Here is a 15130-nt window from a genome sequence, read left to right on the forward strand (position 1 = left end):
TTATATCGGCCCCGCATCAAGGTTGTAGTGTCTTTGCGCGATAGTTAACCCCTATCGCGCAATAATTTCTGTCAGGAACGACGAAAGGCGGCAAAAGCTTCGACGATACGCGGGATATCGGTGCTTTTCACATCGAGGTGGGTGACCAGGCGCAGGCGCGCCGCCGGGCTGACGCGGATGCCGCGCTCGGCCAGGTGCTCGCCCAGCACGCCGGCCTGCTCGCCGATGCCAACGTAGACCATGTTGGTCTGTACCGGCTCGATGCTGTAGCCCAGCTCAGCGAGGCCACGGCCCAGCGCTTCGGCATTGGCATGGTCATCGGCCAGGCGCTCGACCTGATGGTCCAGCGCGTAAATCGCAGCCGCTGCCAGGCCGCCGGCCTGGCGCATGCCACCACCGACCATCTTGCGCAGGCGGCGCGCGCGGCCGATCAGCTCGGCATCGCCGCAGAGCACCGAGCCCACCGGCGCACCCAGGCCCTTGGACAGGCAGACCGAAACGGAGTCGAAGTGGCGGGTGATCTCACGGGCGTCCACGCCCAGCTTCACCGCCGCGTTGTACAGGCGCGCGCCGTCGAGGTGCAGCGCCAGGCCGCGACGGCGGGTCATTTCGCGCGCAGCCGCCAGGTAGGTCAGCGGCAGGACCTTGCCCTGCATGGTGTTTTCCAGCGCCAGCAGGCGGGTGCGGGCGAAGTGGAAATCGTCCTGCTTGATCGCTGCCTCGACCTTGGTCAGATCCAGCGAACCATCGGCTTCGCCATCGATGGGCTGCGGCTGGATCGAGCCCAGCACGGCGGCGCCGCCACCTTCATATTTATAGGTGTGCGCTTGCTGGCCGACGATGTATTCGTCGCCGCGGCCGCAATGGGCCATCAGGCCGAGCAGGTTGCTCATGGTGCCGGTGGGGACGAACAGCGCGGCAGCGAATCCCAGGCGCTCGGCCAGGGTCGCTTCCAGGCGATTGACCGTCGGGTCTTCGCCGTAGACGTCATCGCCCAGCTCGGCCCGTGCCATCGCCTCGCGCATGCCGGCGGTGGGCAGGGTCACGGTGTCGCTGCGAAGGTCGATGATGGACATGGCAAGGCTCCTCGGGCATCAGGCACAAAGAGCCGATGCTAAGCGCTCGCCAGTGGGGAAACAAGGCGCGCGATGGGCGCGCGCCGGGGAGATCAGAGCTCGGTGGGAACGACCAGGATGCCGGCGCGCAGGCCGTTCTTCACCCGCGGATTGGGGAAGATGATTCGTGCACCCTGCTCTTCCACGATCCAGCGCGTTCCGCCGATGTCCTCGGCCAACAGGAAGCCATGGTCCAGCTCGGTGAAGTTGTCCACCGCGTCGTCCAGGTGCAGGCGGAAGTGGTCGCTGTGCTTGATCACTTCGCGGGAAACGGCGAACAGCTGCAGGCCGTCGATCTGCGCACCGTCTGCCTCCTGGCCGCTGATCACGGCTTCGAGCATAGCTTCCAGGCGATCCAGGTTCACCGCCTGGTTCTGCCCGAACGGCCGCGCCTTGCCCAGCTCCAGGGTAAAGGCCTCGGCGCCCAGGTGGCTGTAGGTGTAGGCGCTGAAGGTGATGCCCGGTTTGCTCTGCAACAGCACGGCGTCGATGCCGGCGCTGCGCAGGCGCGCCAGCTCCTCGCGGGAATGTTCGCGGCCGCTGGCCCAGGGGTAGAGCGCGAACTGCTCGATCTTCGAGCCGCGGATCGCGGTGTGCAGGTCGTAGTGCAGGCGCGGGCGGCCTTCGCGGGCGAAGAACGCGGCGGCCAGGCGCTCGAGCTCGGCTGCGCGCAAGGCCTCGTTGCCGCTGCCCTCTTCATGGCGACCGCAGAACAGGCGGTTGATGTCCTGTTCTAGGTAGCGCTCGCCACGGCGCATGGCCTCGGGGTTGCCGAGCAGGAACAGCACTCGCGCCGACGGCTTCAGCTCGCCGCGGGCGATGCGGTGCACCAGGCGGTCGAGCAGCTCGATGGGCGCGGTCTCGTTGCCATGGATACCGGCCGAGAGCAGCAGGTCGCGGCCATTGTCCCGCGCCACCGGCGGAGTAATTTCAAGGGCGCCTTCGGCCAGCCAGTGCAAACGGGTGCCGTCTGCGGTGAGCTGAATCTTTTCCGTCGGCTCACGGCCGGCGAGGGTCAGTTCGAGCAGTTTGCCCAGGGCTAGCATGCGGACGCCTCCATCATGTCCTGCGGCCTGGCCGGCCGTGGACTCCGCGGTCAGTGGTGGTGGTCACATCCACAGTCTGGACCATGTTCGTGGACTTCGGCGGCTTCCAGCTCCAGGCTCAGGCCCAACTGGTTCACCGCCTGCGGGCGCACCACCAGCAGCGGGATCTCGGCATCGTCCTCATGGGAGTCGGCGTAGATCACCAGGCCGCCCTTGCCGTCGGCTTCCAGCCACAGCTCGCGCCCTTCCAGGCGGATGGCCAGGCGCGCGGTGTGGGTCTCGCGGCGTTCGCCCTGGTTGTCTTCGAGAATCAGCGGGAGGCTTTCGGTCATGTCAGTTACTCAGATCTGCTGGAAGGGATAAACCGAGCCCAGTTTAAGGATCTGGCTCAATTCATCCAACGCCGTCCGGCACTCGACCAGCAGTTGCGGGTCGGCCAGATCAGACTCGGCCAGGCGATCGCGGTAGTGCTTGTCGACCCAGGTGACCAGGGTGTCGTGCAGGGTCGGGGTCATGATCACGCCGGGATTGACCGCCGCCAGTTCGGTGTCGTTCAGCGCCACGCGCAGGCGCAGGCAAGCGGGGCCGCCGCCGTTCTGCATGCTCTGCTTGAGGTCGAACACCTTCACCTCGCGGATCGGGCCGTCCTCGGCCGTCAGGCGCGACAGGTAGTTCCACACGCGCTCGTTCTTGCGGCACTCCTCCGGGACGATCAGCAACATGTTGCCGTCGGCGCGGGTGAGCAGCTGGCTGTTGAACAGGTAGGACTTCACCGCGTCCTCGACCGTGACCTGGTCGCGCGGCACGCACACGGCGCGGAAGCGGCCGCCACGGCGGCCCAGCTTGTCGTGCAGTTCGGCGAGGACGCGCTCGGTGTCGAGGAAGGCGTCTTCGTGGTGGAACAGCACTTCGCCGTTGCCCACGGCAATCACATCGTTATGGAACACGCCCTGGTCGATCACTGCCGGGTTCTGCTGGGCGTACACCACGCCGTCGTCGCTCAGGCCATGCAGGCGGGCCACCGCCTGGCAGGCTTCCAGGGTCTGCCGCGCCGGGTAGCGTTGCGGCGCCGGGAAGCGGCTGTCGAAGGCGCTGCGGCCGAACACGAAGAACTCCACCCCGGCTTCGCCGTAGGACTTGCAGAAGCGCGTGTGGTTGGCCGCGCCCTCGTCGCCGAACTGGGCGACCGCCGGCAACGCGGCGTGGTGGGCGAAGCGCTGCTCGTCGTTGAACATCGCCGCGAGGATGCGGCTGGTCTGCGGATGCTCGATGGAACGATGGAACTTGCAGTTCAGGTTGGCCGCAGTGAAGTGCACGCGGCCATCGGCGGTGTCGGCACTGGGGCTGACGGTGGCGGCGTTTGCGGTCCACATGCAGGACGCCGAGCTGACCGCGGCCAGCAGCGGCATGGCCTCCTTGGCAGCCCTGGCGATGACTTCGGCGTCAGTGCCGGAGAAGCCCAGGGCGCGCATCGAGGCGACAGCCGGACGTTCCTGCGGGGCGAACACGCCCTGCTTAAAGCCCAGCTCCATCAGCGCCTTCATTTTCGACAGGCCCTGTTTCGCCGCTTCGCGCGGGTTGGACGCCGCCTGGCTGTTGCTCTGCGAAGCGACGTTGCCGTAGGACAGGCCGCCGTAGTTGTGCGTCGGTCCGACCAGACCGTCAAAGTTCATTTCATAGGCGGTCATCACAGGCTCACTCCCGGAGTCAGGGTTGCAGGCAGGCTCAGGCTGTCGCTCTCCAGCGAGGCGACCGGGTACGCGCAGTAGTCGGCTGCGTAGTAGGCGCTCGGGCGGTGGTTACCGGAGGCGCCGATGCCGCCGAATGGCGCGCTGCTGGCCGCGCCGGTCAGCTGTTTGTTCCAGTTGACGATGCCGGCGCGACTCTCGATGAGGAAGTCCTCGTAGCGCTCGCGCGAGTCCGACAGCAAGCCGGCAGCCAGACCGTACTGGGTGGCGTTGGCTTCGCGCACGGCGGCGTCGAAGTCGGCGTAGCGGATCACCTGCAGCAGCGGGCCGAAGAACTCCTCGTCCGGGCGCTCGGCCACGGCAGTCACATCGAGGATGCCGGGGGTCAGCAGCGCGGCGGTAGCCAGCGGCTGGGTCATCGCCAGCAGCGGCTTGGCGCCCTTGGCCAGCAGATTGTCCTGGGCCTTGATCAGATGCTCGGCGGCGGCAAGGGAAATCACCGAACCCATGAAGGGCGCCGGCTGCTCGTCGAAGCGGCCGACCTTGATGGTCGAGGCCACGGCGACCAGGCGCTCCAGCAGCGCGTCGCCCCAGGCCCCCTGCGGCACCAGCAGGCGGCGGGCACAGGTGCAGCGCTGGCCGGCGGAAATGAAGGCGGACTGGATGATGGTGTAGACGGCGGCGTCGACGTCCTTCACTTCGTCGACCACCAGCGGGTTGTTGCCGCCCATCTCCAGCGCGAGGATCTTCTGCGGGCGACCGCCGAACTGGCTGTGCAGCAGGTTGCCGGTGCGGCTGGAGCCGGTGAAGAACAGGCCGTCGATGTCGTCGTTGCTTGCCAGCGCCACGCCGGTATCGCGGGCGCCCTGGACCAGGTTGATCACGCCTGCGGGAATGCCCGCCTCGACCCAGGCCTGCAGGGTCAGCTCGGCCACTTTCGGAGTCAACTCACTGGGCTTGAACACCACGGCGTTGCCTGCCAGCAGCGCCGGCACGATATGGCCGTTGGGCAGGTGGCCGGGGAAGTTGTACGGGCCGAATACGGCAACCACGCCGTGCGGCTTGTGGCGCAGCACGGCGGTCGCGTCGGCCAGCGGGCCGCTTTTCTCGCCGGTGCGCTCACGGAAGGCCTGGACCGAGATGGCGACCTTGTTGACCATGCTGGTCACTTCGGTGGCAGCTTCCCACAACGGCTTGCCGGTTTCCTCGCCGATGGCGCGGGCCAGTTCCTCGGAACGGCCTTTCAGCGCAGCAGCGAAGCGCTCCAGCACGGCGATGCGCTCTTCCACCGGGCGGCGCGCCCAGGCCGGGAAGGCGTTGCGTGCGGCAGCGACAGCAGCGGCGACCTGCTGCTCGGAGGCGGCACGGCCGGACCAGACAACGGCCTGGCTGACCGGGCAGAGCGATTCCAGCGGCTCGCCTTCGCCTGCCAGCCACTGGCCGGCAATGTAGTGGGTATTCATCATCAGGCTCCCCTGACGCCAGGCGGCGTCAGTTGCGTTTTCCGGAGAGAGGCACCGCGCGGACCGAGGCCCCGGCGGACAGGCGCAGGCGCTTGGCAGTCTGCGCATCGACCACCAGCGAACCGGCGGCCAGGCGCGCGGGCGCGGCGGTGATGCGACACTCCTCGCGCTTGCGGTTGTGGATCAGGAAGGGCTCGGCGTCATCGCCCGGCGTGCCGATGGCCAGCACCAGGTTCTGGCTGTCGGCGATGGCGCGGATCTTCTCAGTCGGCGCCTCGATGGCGGGGCCGGCATCGAAGATGTCGACGTAGCCCTGGTAGCTGAAGCCCTCGGCCTTGAGCATGGCCAGCGCCGGCTCGGTGTCCGGGTGGACACGGCCGATCACTTCACGCGCATCCTCGGAGAGGAAGCAGCTGTAGAGCGGGAACTTGGGCATCAGCTCGGCGATGAAGGCCTTGTTGCCCACGCCGGTCAGGTAATCGGCCTGGCTGAACTCCATCTTGAAGAAGTGCCGGCCCAGGCTTTCCCAGAACGGCGAACGGCCAGTCGCGTCGGACATGCCGCGCATCTCGGCAATCACCTTGTCGCCGAACAGCTCGCGGAACTCGGCGATGAACAGGAAGCGCGCCTTGGACAGCAGACGACCGTTCAGGCCGGCGCGGTGGTCGGCATGCAGGAACAGCGAGCACAGCTCGGACTGGCCGGTGAGGTCGTTGGCTAGAAACAGCGTGGGAATTTCGCGGTGGATACCCAGCTCTTGCGAAGCGCTGACGGTCAGGCCGACGCGGTAGTTGTACCAGGGCTCGCGCAGGCCGACAGCACCGGCGACGGCGGAAATCCCCACCACCTTGCCGTCATCGTTTTCGAGGACGAACAGGTAGTCGGCATCGGCGCGCTCGGCCTCACCGCGGAAGGCTTTTTCGGCCCAGTTCACGCGGTGCTGCAGACGCTGTTCATTGGCCGGCAGTGTGGTCAGGCCGGTGCCGGTGCTGCGCGCCAGATCGAAAAGAGCCGGCAGGTCGGCGCTGGTTACGGGACGGACGATCATGCTCTCTCCCCTCAGATCGCAACCAGGCGCACGCTGGCGCCCTCGCCGATGCCCAGGGCTTCGGCGGCTTGCTGGTTCAGAGTCACGGGCTTGCCCGGTACCCAGTCGAGTTCGACGACGATGGCGCGGAAATCCTGCAACTGGCCGTTGGTCACCAGGTAACCGCGATTGCCCTTGCCGCCCTCGCCGATGCGCACCGGCACCTGGCGACTCTGGGCGATGGAACGGACGCCCGAGGTGCGCGCGTGCAGCGCCGGGCCGCCGTCGAAGATGTCGACGTAGTTGTCGGATTCGAAGCCGTCGCGCATCAGGATGTCGAAGGTGATCTGCGCGCGCGGATGCACCTGGCCCATGGCCTCCTGCGCGTCATCCGGCAGCAGCGGCACGTAGATCGGGTAATGCGGCATCAGTTCGGCGAGGAAGGTGCGGCTCTTCAGCCCCGAGAGCTTCTCGGCCTCGGTGTAGTCGAGGTCGAAGAAGTTGCGCCCGATGGCGTTCCAGAACGGCGACTGGCCCTGCTCGTCGCTGTAGCCGACGATCTCCACCACCACCGCGTCGGCGAAGCGCTCCGGGTGGCTGGCCATGAACAGCAGGCGGCCACGGGAGTTGAGCTCGGCGATCGGCGTGTTCACCAGTTCGCGCTCGACGTAGAAGCTGGTCAGCAGGCTGTTGCCGGTGAGGTCGTGGCACAGCGAGAGGACGTGGATCTTGTTGTGGATCTTCAGCTCGCGGGAGGCGTGCACGAAGGTCTCGTTGCGGAAGCTGTAGAACGGTTCGGAGAAACCGGCCGAGGCGACGATGGCCGAGCAGCCGACCAGGCGGCCGGTGTCGGTGTCCTCGAGCACGAAGAAATAGCTCTCTTCACCGTTGAAGCTCACTTCGGCGGCGAACGAGGCCTCCGAGGCAAGGATCTTCTCGCGCAGGCGTTCCGCGTCGTCCGGCAGCGACGTGACGCCGACCGGGCTGTCCGCGGCGAGACGCTGCACTTGCTGCAGGTCGGCCACTTGGGCGGGGCGCATCACCAGCATGGCGTCACTCCTCTAACCAGACAAAATTCGTGATTGGCAGGCGCGACACAACCCGTGCCGCACTCATCAGGGCATTCGAAAGCACCAGCCGGGACGACCCGGCCGGTCAGGCGGCGAGGCGCGTGCCCCGCCGCTTCAGCGTAGCCGGGGGATCAGCCGCGGGTCAGCTTGGCGATGGCGCGCTCGAGGCGATCCAGGCCTTCGTCGATGTCGGCGTCCGGGATCACCAGGCTGGGCGCGAAACGCACCACGTCCGGGCCGGCCTGCAGGACCATCACGCCTTCCTTCTCGGCGGCGTTGAGCACGTCCTTGGCCTTGCCCTTGAAGGCGTCGTTGAGCACCGCGCCGATCAGCATGCCCATGCCGCGCACCTGGGTGAAGATGCCGTACTCGGCGGCGATCTTCTCCAGGCGGACCTTGAAGCGTTCGTGCTTGGCTTTCACGCCTTCGAGCACTTCCGGGGTGTTGATCACGTCGAAGGCGGCGCCAGCGACCGCACACGCCAGCGGGTTGCCGCCGTAGGTGGTGCCGTGGGTGCCGACGACTAGGTGCTCGGCGATCTTCGCGGTGGTCAGCATGGCGCCGATCGGGAAGCCGCCGCCCAGGCCCTTGGCGCTGGAGAGGATGTCCGGGTTCACGCCGTAGTACTGGTGGGCGTAGAGGTAGCCGATACGACCGAAGCCGCTCTGCACTTCATCGAAGATCAGCAGCGCGTTGTTCTCGTCGCACAGCTTGCGCACGCCTTCCAGGTACGCCTTGTCGGCCGGCAGCACGCCGCTCTCGCCCTGCACCGGCTCGATGATCACGGCGCAGGTCTTGTCGGAGATGGCTGCCTTGAGGGCTTCCAGGTCGTTGAACGGAATGTGGGTGATGCCTTCGACCTTCGGGCCGAAACCGTCGGAATACTTGGCCTGGCCGCCGACGTTGACGGTGAACAGGGTGCGCCCATGGAAGCTGTTGACCATCGAGATGATCTCGTACTTCTCGGGGCCATATACGTCATGGGCATAGCGGCGTGCCAGTTTCAGCGCGGCCTCGTTGGCCTCGGCGCCGGAGTTGGCGAAGAACACGCGCTCGGCGAAGGTGGCGTCGATCAGCTTCTTGGCCAGGCGCAGGGCCGGCTCGTTGGTGAACACGTTGGAGACGTGCCAGATCTTGCCAGCCTGCTCGGTCAGCGCCTGCATCAGCGCCGGGTGGGTGTGACCCAGCGAGCTCACCGCGATACCGCCCGCGAAGTCCACCAGCTCTCGGCCGCTCTGATCCCAGACTCGCGAGCCTTCGCCACGCACCGGAATGAAGGCAGCCGGCGAATAGTTGGGAACCATGACCTGGTCGAAGTCGGAGCGTTGGACCTGAGCTTGCGGAGCGGACATCGGTGTTCTCCTGCCTGGTAAGGCGGCTATCGATGAATGGATTGTAGGGACGATCAGCGGGCCGGCATTGCCGCCATGCGACAACTTGTTATAGCGCCAACCCGCGAATTGCCGAGGCTTACGGAAATGCGACAGAAAGCGTCGGGAAGGCGCAGTGTAAGGCCTGCGGCGTGCTGCGGGTACAAACCAACGTGGAATTTGTTCGCTCGGCGAACGGAGGGAAAAGGAATAAGGCAGGAGGGTATTCACTGTAGGAGCGAGCTTGCTCGCGAACGCTCTTACCGGCCACATCGGCGTCGGACGGTTCGCGAGCAAGCTCGCTCCTACATAAAAAGCGCATAACAGCTATAAACCGCGCAGCGAACGGCAGCTAACCTACCCCAGGCTATCTGCCCCACGGCGTTAGCGCTCACTACCAATGGATGGAAGAACCATGCTGATCAATGGAATCGAATACAGGATTCAATTCGCCTCCGACATAAACCCACGAGACGGGCTGGGACTGGAGTGCTGCATCAACAATGTGCCGATTCTGGAAATATTCCGGGACGACGAAAACAAACGATACGTCGTGAACCTGTTTCAGCAAGATGTTCCGCTGGAAGTCCTCGAAGCCCTCATCCCCACGGCACGGGCAGAATTGGGCGATTTCCTACCGTAGGTCTGTAGGGCGCATGACGCGCCAGCGTTATCCGCCGTGCCAAGAACGGGGGATAACCTGTTCCAGGTTACTCGCCCTACAGGCGTAAGAAAGTCAGCCTCGCTCGGCGACCACCGGAGCGGCTTCGGCGGCGCCCTGGCCGCGGCGCTGGTTGCGGTCTTCGCGCGGGGTCACGCCGAAGAAGTTGCGGTAGGCGCTGGAGAAGTGCGGGCCGCTGGAGAAGCCGCAGGACAAGCCGATCTGGATGATCGACTTGCTGGTCTGCATGAGCATCTGCCGCGCACGGTTCAGGCGCAGCTCCAGGTAGTACTGGCTGGGCACGCGGGTCAGGTACTGCTTGAAGATGCGCTCCAGCTGGCGGCGCGAGACGCACACGTGCTGGGCGATCTCGTCGGTAGTTAGCGGCTCCTCGATGTTCGCCTCCATCAGCAGCACCGCCTGGGTGAGCTTCGGGTGGCTGGAGCCGAGGCGGTTCTTCAGCGGGATACGCTGGCGCTCGGAGCCTTCGCGGATGCGCTCCACCACCAGCTCTTCGGAAACCGCGCCCGCCAGTTCCGCACCGTGGTCGCGGGACAGCACGGCCAGCAGCAGGTCGAGCACCGCCATGCCGCCGCAGGCGCTCAGGCGGTCGCGATCCCACTCGAACAGGTGGTTGGTGGCGATGACCTTCGGGTAACGCTCGGTGAAGTCGTCGTGCCAGCGCCAGTGCACGGCGGCGCGGTAACCATCGAGCAGCCCGAGCTGCGCCAGCGGGTAGATGCCGGCGGACAGCGCGCCGATGCTCACGCCACTGCGCGACAGCTGCTTGAGCACGGCGCCCAGCGGCGCGGAGACCGTCTGGGGAATCTCGTCAGCGACCAGGAAAATACGCTGGCACTGTTCCAGCACACCGTTCCAGGACTGCCCCGGCAGGCGCCAGCCGTCCGCTTCGGCCACCGGTTCGGCACTCATGAACACTGGTTCGTAGAGCGCTTCAGGGTGCAGCCGGCGGGCGACCCGCAGGGCCTCCTCGGCCAGCGCGAGGGTCAGCGCCCGCGTGTGCGGCCAGAGCAGGAATCCGATGCGTTGTGCGGTCATGCGGCAGGTTCACCCAACGGTGCGAATGACAGACAGCTTACTTCAAGCTGCCGGAAAGGAACTGCTTGAGCCGTTCCGATTGCGGATTGGCGAGGACTTCCCTCGGGCAGCCCGTCTCTTCCACCAGGCCCTTGTGCAGGAACACCAGCTGGTTGGAGACCTCGCGGGCGAAGCCCATTTCATGGGTCACCACCACCATGGTGCGGCCTTCCTGCGCCAGGTCCTGCATGACCTTCAGCACTTCGCCAACCAGCTCGGGGTCGAGCGCCGAGGTCGGCTCGTCGAACAGCATCACTTCCGGCTCGACCGCAAGGGCACGGGCAATCGCCACGCGCTGCTGCTCGCCGCCGGACATGTGTGCGGGATAGGCATCCTTGCGGTGCGCCACGCCGACTTTCGCCAGGTAGTGCTCGGCCTTCTCCAGCGCCTCTTTCTTCGACACGCCGAGCACATGGACCGGCGCTTCGATGACGTTCTCCAGGGCGCTCATGTGCGACCACAGGTTGAAGTGCTGGAACACCATCGACAGGCGCGAGCGCATGCGCTGCAGCTGCTTGGCGTCGGCGGCCTTGAGCGCACCGTCCTTGTTCGGGGTGAGCTTGAGCTCTTCGCCGTTGAGCAGGATCTTGCCGGCGTGGGGCTGCTCCAGCAGGTTGATGCAGCGCAGGAAGGTGCTCTTGCCCGAGCCGGAGGAGCCGATGATGCTGATCACGTCGCCTGCCTTGGCCGCCATGGAGACGCCCTTGAGCACCTCATGGGTGCCGTAGCGCTTGTGCAGGTCCTGGATTTCAAGTTTGTACATGGTGTCGGTTCTCGAATTCAGTCGTTGATCAGCCGGCCCTTGCGGAACGGCTCACGCCCGGCCACCTTGGCCAGCCAAAGCCCTGGCTGGGCGTAGCGCCCACGCTCGATGGCGAACAGCACGCCGGAGGTCCCGGCGCGTACGGTGCTGACCTTGTCGTTCAGCGGGTCGACCACTTCGAACAGCGCGTCGCCCTTCTCCACCCACTCCCCCGCCTTGCGCAGGAAGCTCACGACACCGACGTGGGGCGCGTAGAGGTATTCGGTACCTTCGAAGGGCATGCCTTCGCAGCACTCGGCCGGGGCCGCCGGCCAGTCGCCGGCGATCAGGCCCTGCTCGGCCAGGAAGCCGAGGATGGCTTCGCAATTGTCCTGCGCCTGGTCGACGCGGGTATCGCCTACGCCGCCCAGCTCGACGGTGGTCGCCAGGCACGCCAGCGGAATCGCTGCCTGCGGGAATGCCTGCGCCAGGCGCAGCCAGGGCAGCGAGCAGGATTCATCGAAGGAGCTGCCGCCGGAGTCTTCGGCGAGCAGCGCCACGCCAGCCTTCAGGCGCGCGGCCAGGGACTTCCAGCGCGGCCAGTGTTGCGGGATCGCGTAGACATGGATGGCGGCATCGAAGTCGCAGTGCAGGTCGAGTACGACCTCGGCATCACAGGCGTGGCGCAGCAGGATGCGCTGCATGCCCTGCAGCTCGGACGAGGCCGGCGGCAGCGCGTCGAGGCCGTCGCGCATGGCCTGGCGGATCAGCTCGACGTTGGCGGCTTCGTCAGCGCCCAGCTTTTCGCCGACACGCTCGGCAACCAGAGCGCTCAGCTCGACGAAATCGCGGTTGAAGTTCTTCCCGCTGGCGAACTCGAAACGGCCCAGGTGGCTGGCCTGGAGGGTCTGACCCAGGCCGATGGGGTTGGCCACCGGCACCAGTTCGACAACGCAGTTCAGTTGCCCGCGCGACTCGAGGTCGGCCAGGCGCTGCTTGAGCTCCCAGGCGGTGCGCATGCCCGGCAACTCGTCGGCGTGCAGGCTGGACTGGATATAGACCTTGCGCGGGCCCTTGCCGTAGCGGAACACGCTCAGGCGACGTTCGCTGCCCAGGCTGCTCCACGGCAGCAGATGATCGATACGTTCCACGGTCTTTTCCTCAGTGCTTGCGCGGCGCGAGATAGGCCAGCCAGCGGCGTTCGGCCAGCTTGAACAGGCGCACCAGGGTGAAAGTCATGATCAGGTAGAAAATGCCGGCGGTAATGAACGCCTCGAACGGCAGGTAGTACTGCGAGTACACGGTGCGCGCGGCGCCGGTGATATCCACCAGGGTGACGATGGACGCCAGGCTGGTGGTCTGCAGCATCATGATCACTTCGTTGCTGTACTGCGGCAGCGCGCGGCGCAGGGCCGAGGGCAGCAGGATGCGGCGATACATCTTCAGGCGCGACATGCCCATGGCCTTGGCCGCTTCGATTTCGCCATGCGGCGTGGCGCGAATGCTGCCGGCGAGGATCTCGGCGGTGTAGGCGCTGGTGTTGATGGCGAACGCGGCGCAGGCGCAGAAGGTGGCGTTGGACAGCCACGGCCAGAGGAAGCTTTCGCGCACCACGGCGAACTGCGCCAGGCCGTAATAGATGAGGAACAGCTGCACCAGCATCGGGGTGCCGCGGATCACGTAGGTGTAGAGCCAGGCGGGCAGGTTCACCGCCGGGTTCTTCGAACAGCGCATCAGCGCCAGCGGCACCGCCGCGAGCAGGCCGAAGAACAGCGAGATGGCCAGCAGCTTGAGGGTCACCAGCAGGCCGCTGAAGTAGAGCGGCAGGCTGTCCCAGATGACGGAGAAGTCGAAGATCATGATCAGGCTCCCGAGGACCTGTTGATGTTTGGCAATGAGCCGCGTTGCCGCGACAAATCACGCCAGGCTAGACGCGGGACGCCGGCAATGGTCGCTCCCTTGGCAAGTCCCGCAACGACGCATGGCGTGATTTGCCGCGCAACCCGAAGGGACGGGCCGCATTTTGCGCAGTGCTGCGTTACTCGTCGGTCATTTGGAATCACCAAATCTCTCTCCTCGCGCCTTGCCCTGCGCAAAATGCGGCTCCGTCGCGGTCATTGCCAAACATCAACAGGTCCTCCTACAGCTCGGCGACTTTCACGCCGACCGAATAGCGGCGTTCGAGCATGCGCAGCAGTACCAGGGAGACGGTGGTGACCACCAGGTACAACGCCGCCACGGCGAGGAAGTAGGTGAAGGGTTCGCGGGTGGCGTCCGAGGCCTGCTTCGCCTTGAACATCATGTCCTGCAGGCCGACCACGGAGATCAGCGCGGTGGCCTTGACCAGCACCAGCCAGTTGTTGGTGAAGCCCGGAATGGCCAGGCGGATCATCTGCGGTACCTGAATGCGGAAGAACACCTGAAGCCCGCTCATGCCGTAGGCGAAGCCGGCCTCGCCCTGCCCTTTCGGGATGGCCATGAAGGCGCCACGGAAGGTCTCGGAGAGGTACGCGCCGAAGATGAAGCCCAGGGTGCCGACACCGGAGGCGAACGGGTTGAGGTCGATGTAGTCGTCATAGCCGACCATCGGCGCGACCCAGTTCACCGCGGCCTGGCCGCCGTAGAAGATCAGCAGGATCAGCACCAGGTCCGGTACGCCGCGGATCACGGTGGAATAGAGGTCGCCGCACCAGGCCAGCCACTTCACCGGCGACAGGCGGATGGCCGCACCGAGCAGACCCAGCGCGATCGCCAGCGCCATCGACAGCAGGGAGAGCTGAAGCGTCAGCCAGGCACCATCGACGATGGTGGCTCCGTAGCCATTGAGCATAATTTCCTACCTCATGAAACCGGACGCCGCCCGCAACGACACGGACGCTCAGGGCGAGCGCCATTGCAGGCTCACCCCCAATAAAAAAGTGGCACAAACTTCAGGGTCAGGCCTGGGTTTGCGCCACTTCCGGACGTGGATCAGTTCTCGCCGTAAACGTCGAACTTGAAGTACTTGTCCTGTACTTCCTTGTACTTGCCGTTGGCACGGATGCCGGCGATGGCCGCGTTGAATTTCTCGGCCAGGGCGGTATCGCCCTTGCGCACGGCGATGCCGGCGCCACCACCGAAGTACTTCGGATCGTTGTATTCCGGACCTACGAAGGCGTAGCCCTTGCCGGCGTCGGTTTTCAGGAAACCGTCGTCGAGGTTGACCGAGTCGGCCATGGTCGCGTCGATGCGGCCGGAGACCAGGTCCATGTTGGCTTCGTTCTGCGAGTTGTAGCGCACCACTTCGATACCCGCCGGGGCCAGGACGTCGGTGGCGTAGCGGTCGTGGGTGGAGGCGCGCAGCACACCGACCTTCTTGCCCTTCAGGTCGACCAGCGGGTCATTCAGGGTCACGCCTGCCTTCATCACGAAGCGCGCAGGGGTGTGGTAGTACTTGTTGGTGAAGTCGACGGACTTCTTGCGCTCGTCGGTGATGGTCATCGACGAGAGGATGGCGTCGATCTTGCGAACCTTCAGCGCCGGGATCAGGCCATCGAACTCCTGCTCGACCCAGGTGCACTTGACCTTCATCTCTTCGCACAGGGCGTTGCCGATATCCACGTCGAAACCGGCGAGCTTGCCATCGGGCGTCTTGAAGGAGAAAGGCGGATAACCGGCTTCGATGCCGATGCGGACCGGCTTGTCGTCAGCGTGGGCAACCAGGGAAAGCGCGGACAGGGCCAGCGCACCGAGAAGTGCAAACTTCTTCATCAGTAACTCCTTCGAGGGTAGGACTTCGATTGGCAGGAGAAAGGGGTTGGCCCAGGCTGCCCGTGCAGAAGTGAAGGTTATTGTTCGTCTGCGCATTGCC

15 protein-coding genes are annotated in these 15130 nt (G+C 65.6%); 1 reads left to right on the forward strand and 14 read right to left on the reverse strand.

Annotated elements, in window-relative coordinates:
- Nucleotides 1-71: 71 nt before the first annotated feature.
- From ltaE to LDJ84_RS21700, 8 genes are all read right to left on the reverse strand, one after another.
- Nucleotides 72-1076 carry a low-specificity L-threonine aldolase gene (gene ltaE / locus LDJ84_RS21665; RefSeq protein ID WP_024766341.1) on the reverse strand — a complete coding sequence of 335 codons (1005 nt, stop codon included), beginning with the start codon at nt 1074-1076 and terminating at the stop codon, nt 72-74.
- Nucleotides 1077-1168: 92 nt separating this feature from the next.
- Nucleotides 1169-2161, reverse strand: coding sequence for a succinylglutamate desuccinylase (gene astE, locus LDJ84_RS21670; RefSeq protein ID WP_024766340.1), 993 nt, complete (start codon nt 2159-2161; stop codon nt 1169-1171).
- Nucleotides 2162-2211: 50 nt separating this feature from the next.
- Complete coding sequence (locus LDJ84_RS21675) at nt 2212-2493, reverse strand: GTPase (RefSeq protein WP_024766339.1); 282 nt, start codon at nt 2491-2493, stop codon at nt 2212-2214.
- A 9-nt stretch (nt 2494-2502) separates the two neighbouring features.
- Nucleotides 2503-3849, reverse strand: a complete 1347-nt coding sequence (gene astB / locus LDJ84_RS21680) for an N-succinylarginine dihydrolase (protein WP_226045395.1) — start codon at nt 3847-3849, stop codon at nt 2503-2505.
- Complete coding sequence (gene astD / locus LDJ84_RS21685) at nt 3849-5315, reverse strand: succinylglutamate-semialdehyde dehydrogenase (RefSeq protein WP_139092958.1); 1467 nt, start codon at nt 5313-5315, stop codon at nt 3849-3851. The genes astB and astD overlap by 1 nt, the downstream gene beginning before the upstream one ends.
- 25 nt (nt 5316-5340) lie before the next feature.
- Nucleotides 5341-6360 (reverse strand): arginine N-succinyltransferase, encoded by a 1020-nt coding sequence (gene astA / locus LDJ84_RS21690; RefSeq protein WP_170858282.1) that lies wholly within the window; start codon nt 6358-6360, stop codon nt 5341-5343.
- An 11-nt stretch (nt 6361-6371) separates the two neighbouring features.
- Nucleotides 6372-7388: an arginine/ornithine succinyltransferase subunit alpha gene (gene aruF, locus LDJ84_RS21695; RefSeq protein ID WP_170858281.1), complete on the reverse strand. Its 1017-nt coding sequence runs from the start codon at nt 7386-7388 to the stop codon at nt 6372-6374.
- 152 nt (nt 7389-7540) lie between these two features.
- On the reverse strand, nt 7541-8761 hold the full coding sequence (locus tag LDJ84_RS21700) for an aspartate aminotransferase family protein (RefSeq protein WP_045210109.1): 1221 nt from the start codon (nt 8759-8761) through the stop codon (nt 7541-7543).
- A 433-nt stretch (nt 8762-9194) separates the two neighbouring features.
- Here LDJ84_RS21700 and LDJ84_RS21705 point away from each other — a divergent pair, with 433 nt between their 5' ends.
- Complete coding sequence (locus LDJ84_RS21705) at nt 9195-9422, forward strand: hypothetical protein (RefSeq protein ID WP_226045396.1); 228 nt, start codon at nt 9195-9197, stop codon at nt 9420-9422.
- 93 nt (nt 9423-9515) lie between these two features.
- On the opposite strand, the gene argR is transcribed toward LDJ84_RS21705, so the two are convergent.
- The 6 genes from argR to LDJ84_RS21735 all read right to left on the reverse strand — a co-directional run bounded on the left by argR (nt 9516) and on the right by LDJ84_RS21735 (nt 15030).
- A complete protein-coding gene (gene argR / locus LDJ84_RS21710; RefSeq protein ID WP_038803320.1) occupies nt 9516-10499 on the reverse strand; it encodes a transcriptional regulator ArgR in 984 nt (327 codons plus the stop codon).
- A gap of 37 nt (nt 10500-10536) precedes the next feature.
- On the reverse strand, nt 10537-11301 hold the full coding sequence (gene aotP, locus LDJ84_RS21715) for an arginine/ornithine transport ATP-binding protein AotP (RefSeq protein WP_024766334.1): 765 nt from the start codon (nt 11299-11301) through the stop codon (nt 10537-10539).
- 17 nt (nt 11302-11318) lie between these two features.
- Nucleotides 11319-12431 (reverse strand): succinylglutamate desuccinylase/aspartoacylase family protein, encoded by a 1113-nt coding sequence (locus LDJ84_RS21720; protein ID WP_226045397.1) that lies wholly within the window; start codon nt 12429-12431, stop codon nt 11319-11321.
- 10 nt (nt 12432-12441) lie between these two features.
- A complete protein-coding gene (locus tag LDJ84_RS21725; protein WP_037017106.1) occupies nt 12442-13140 on the reverse strand; it encodes an ABC transporter permease in 699 nt (232 codons plus the stop codon).
- Nucleotides 13141-13420: 280 nt separating this feature from the next.
- A complete protein-coding gene (locus LDJ84_RS21730) occupies nt 13421-14110 on the reverse strand; it encodes an ABC transporter permease (RefSeq protein ID WP_169889832.1) in 690 nt (229 codons plus the stop codon).
- Nucleotides 14111-14250: 140 nt separating this feature from the next.
- Complete coding sequence (locus LDJ84_RS21735; RefSeq protein ID WP_024766330.1) at nt 14251-15030, reverse strand: ABC transporter substrate-binding protein; 780 nt, start codon at nt 15028-15030, stop codon at nt 14251-14253.
- Nucleotides 15031-15130 lie beyond the last annotated feature (100 nt).

The organism is Pseudomonas sp. HS-18, from assembly GCF_020401845.1.
Classification (GTDB): Bacteria; Pseudomonadota; Gammaproteobacteria; order Pseudomonadales; family Pseudomonadaceae; genus Pseudomonas; species Pseudomonas nitroreducens.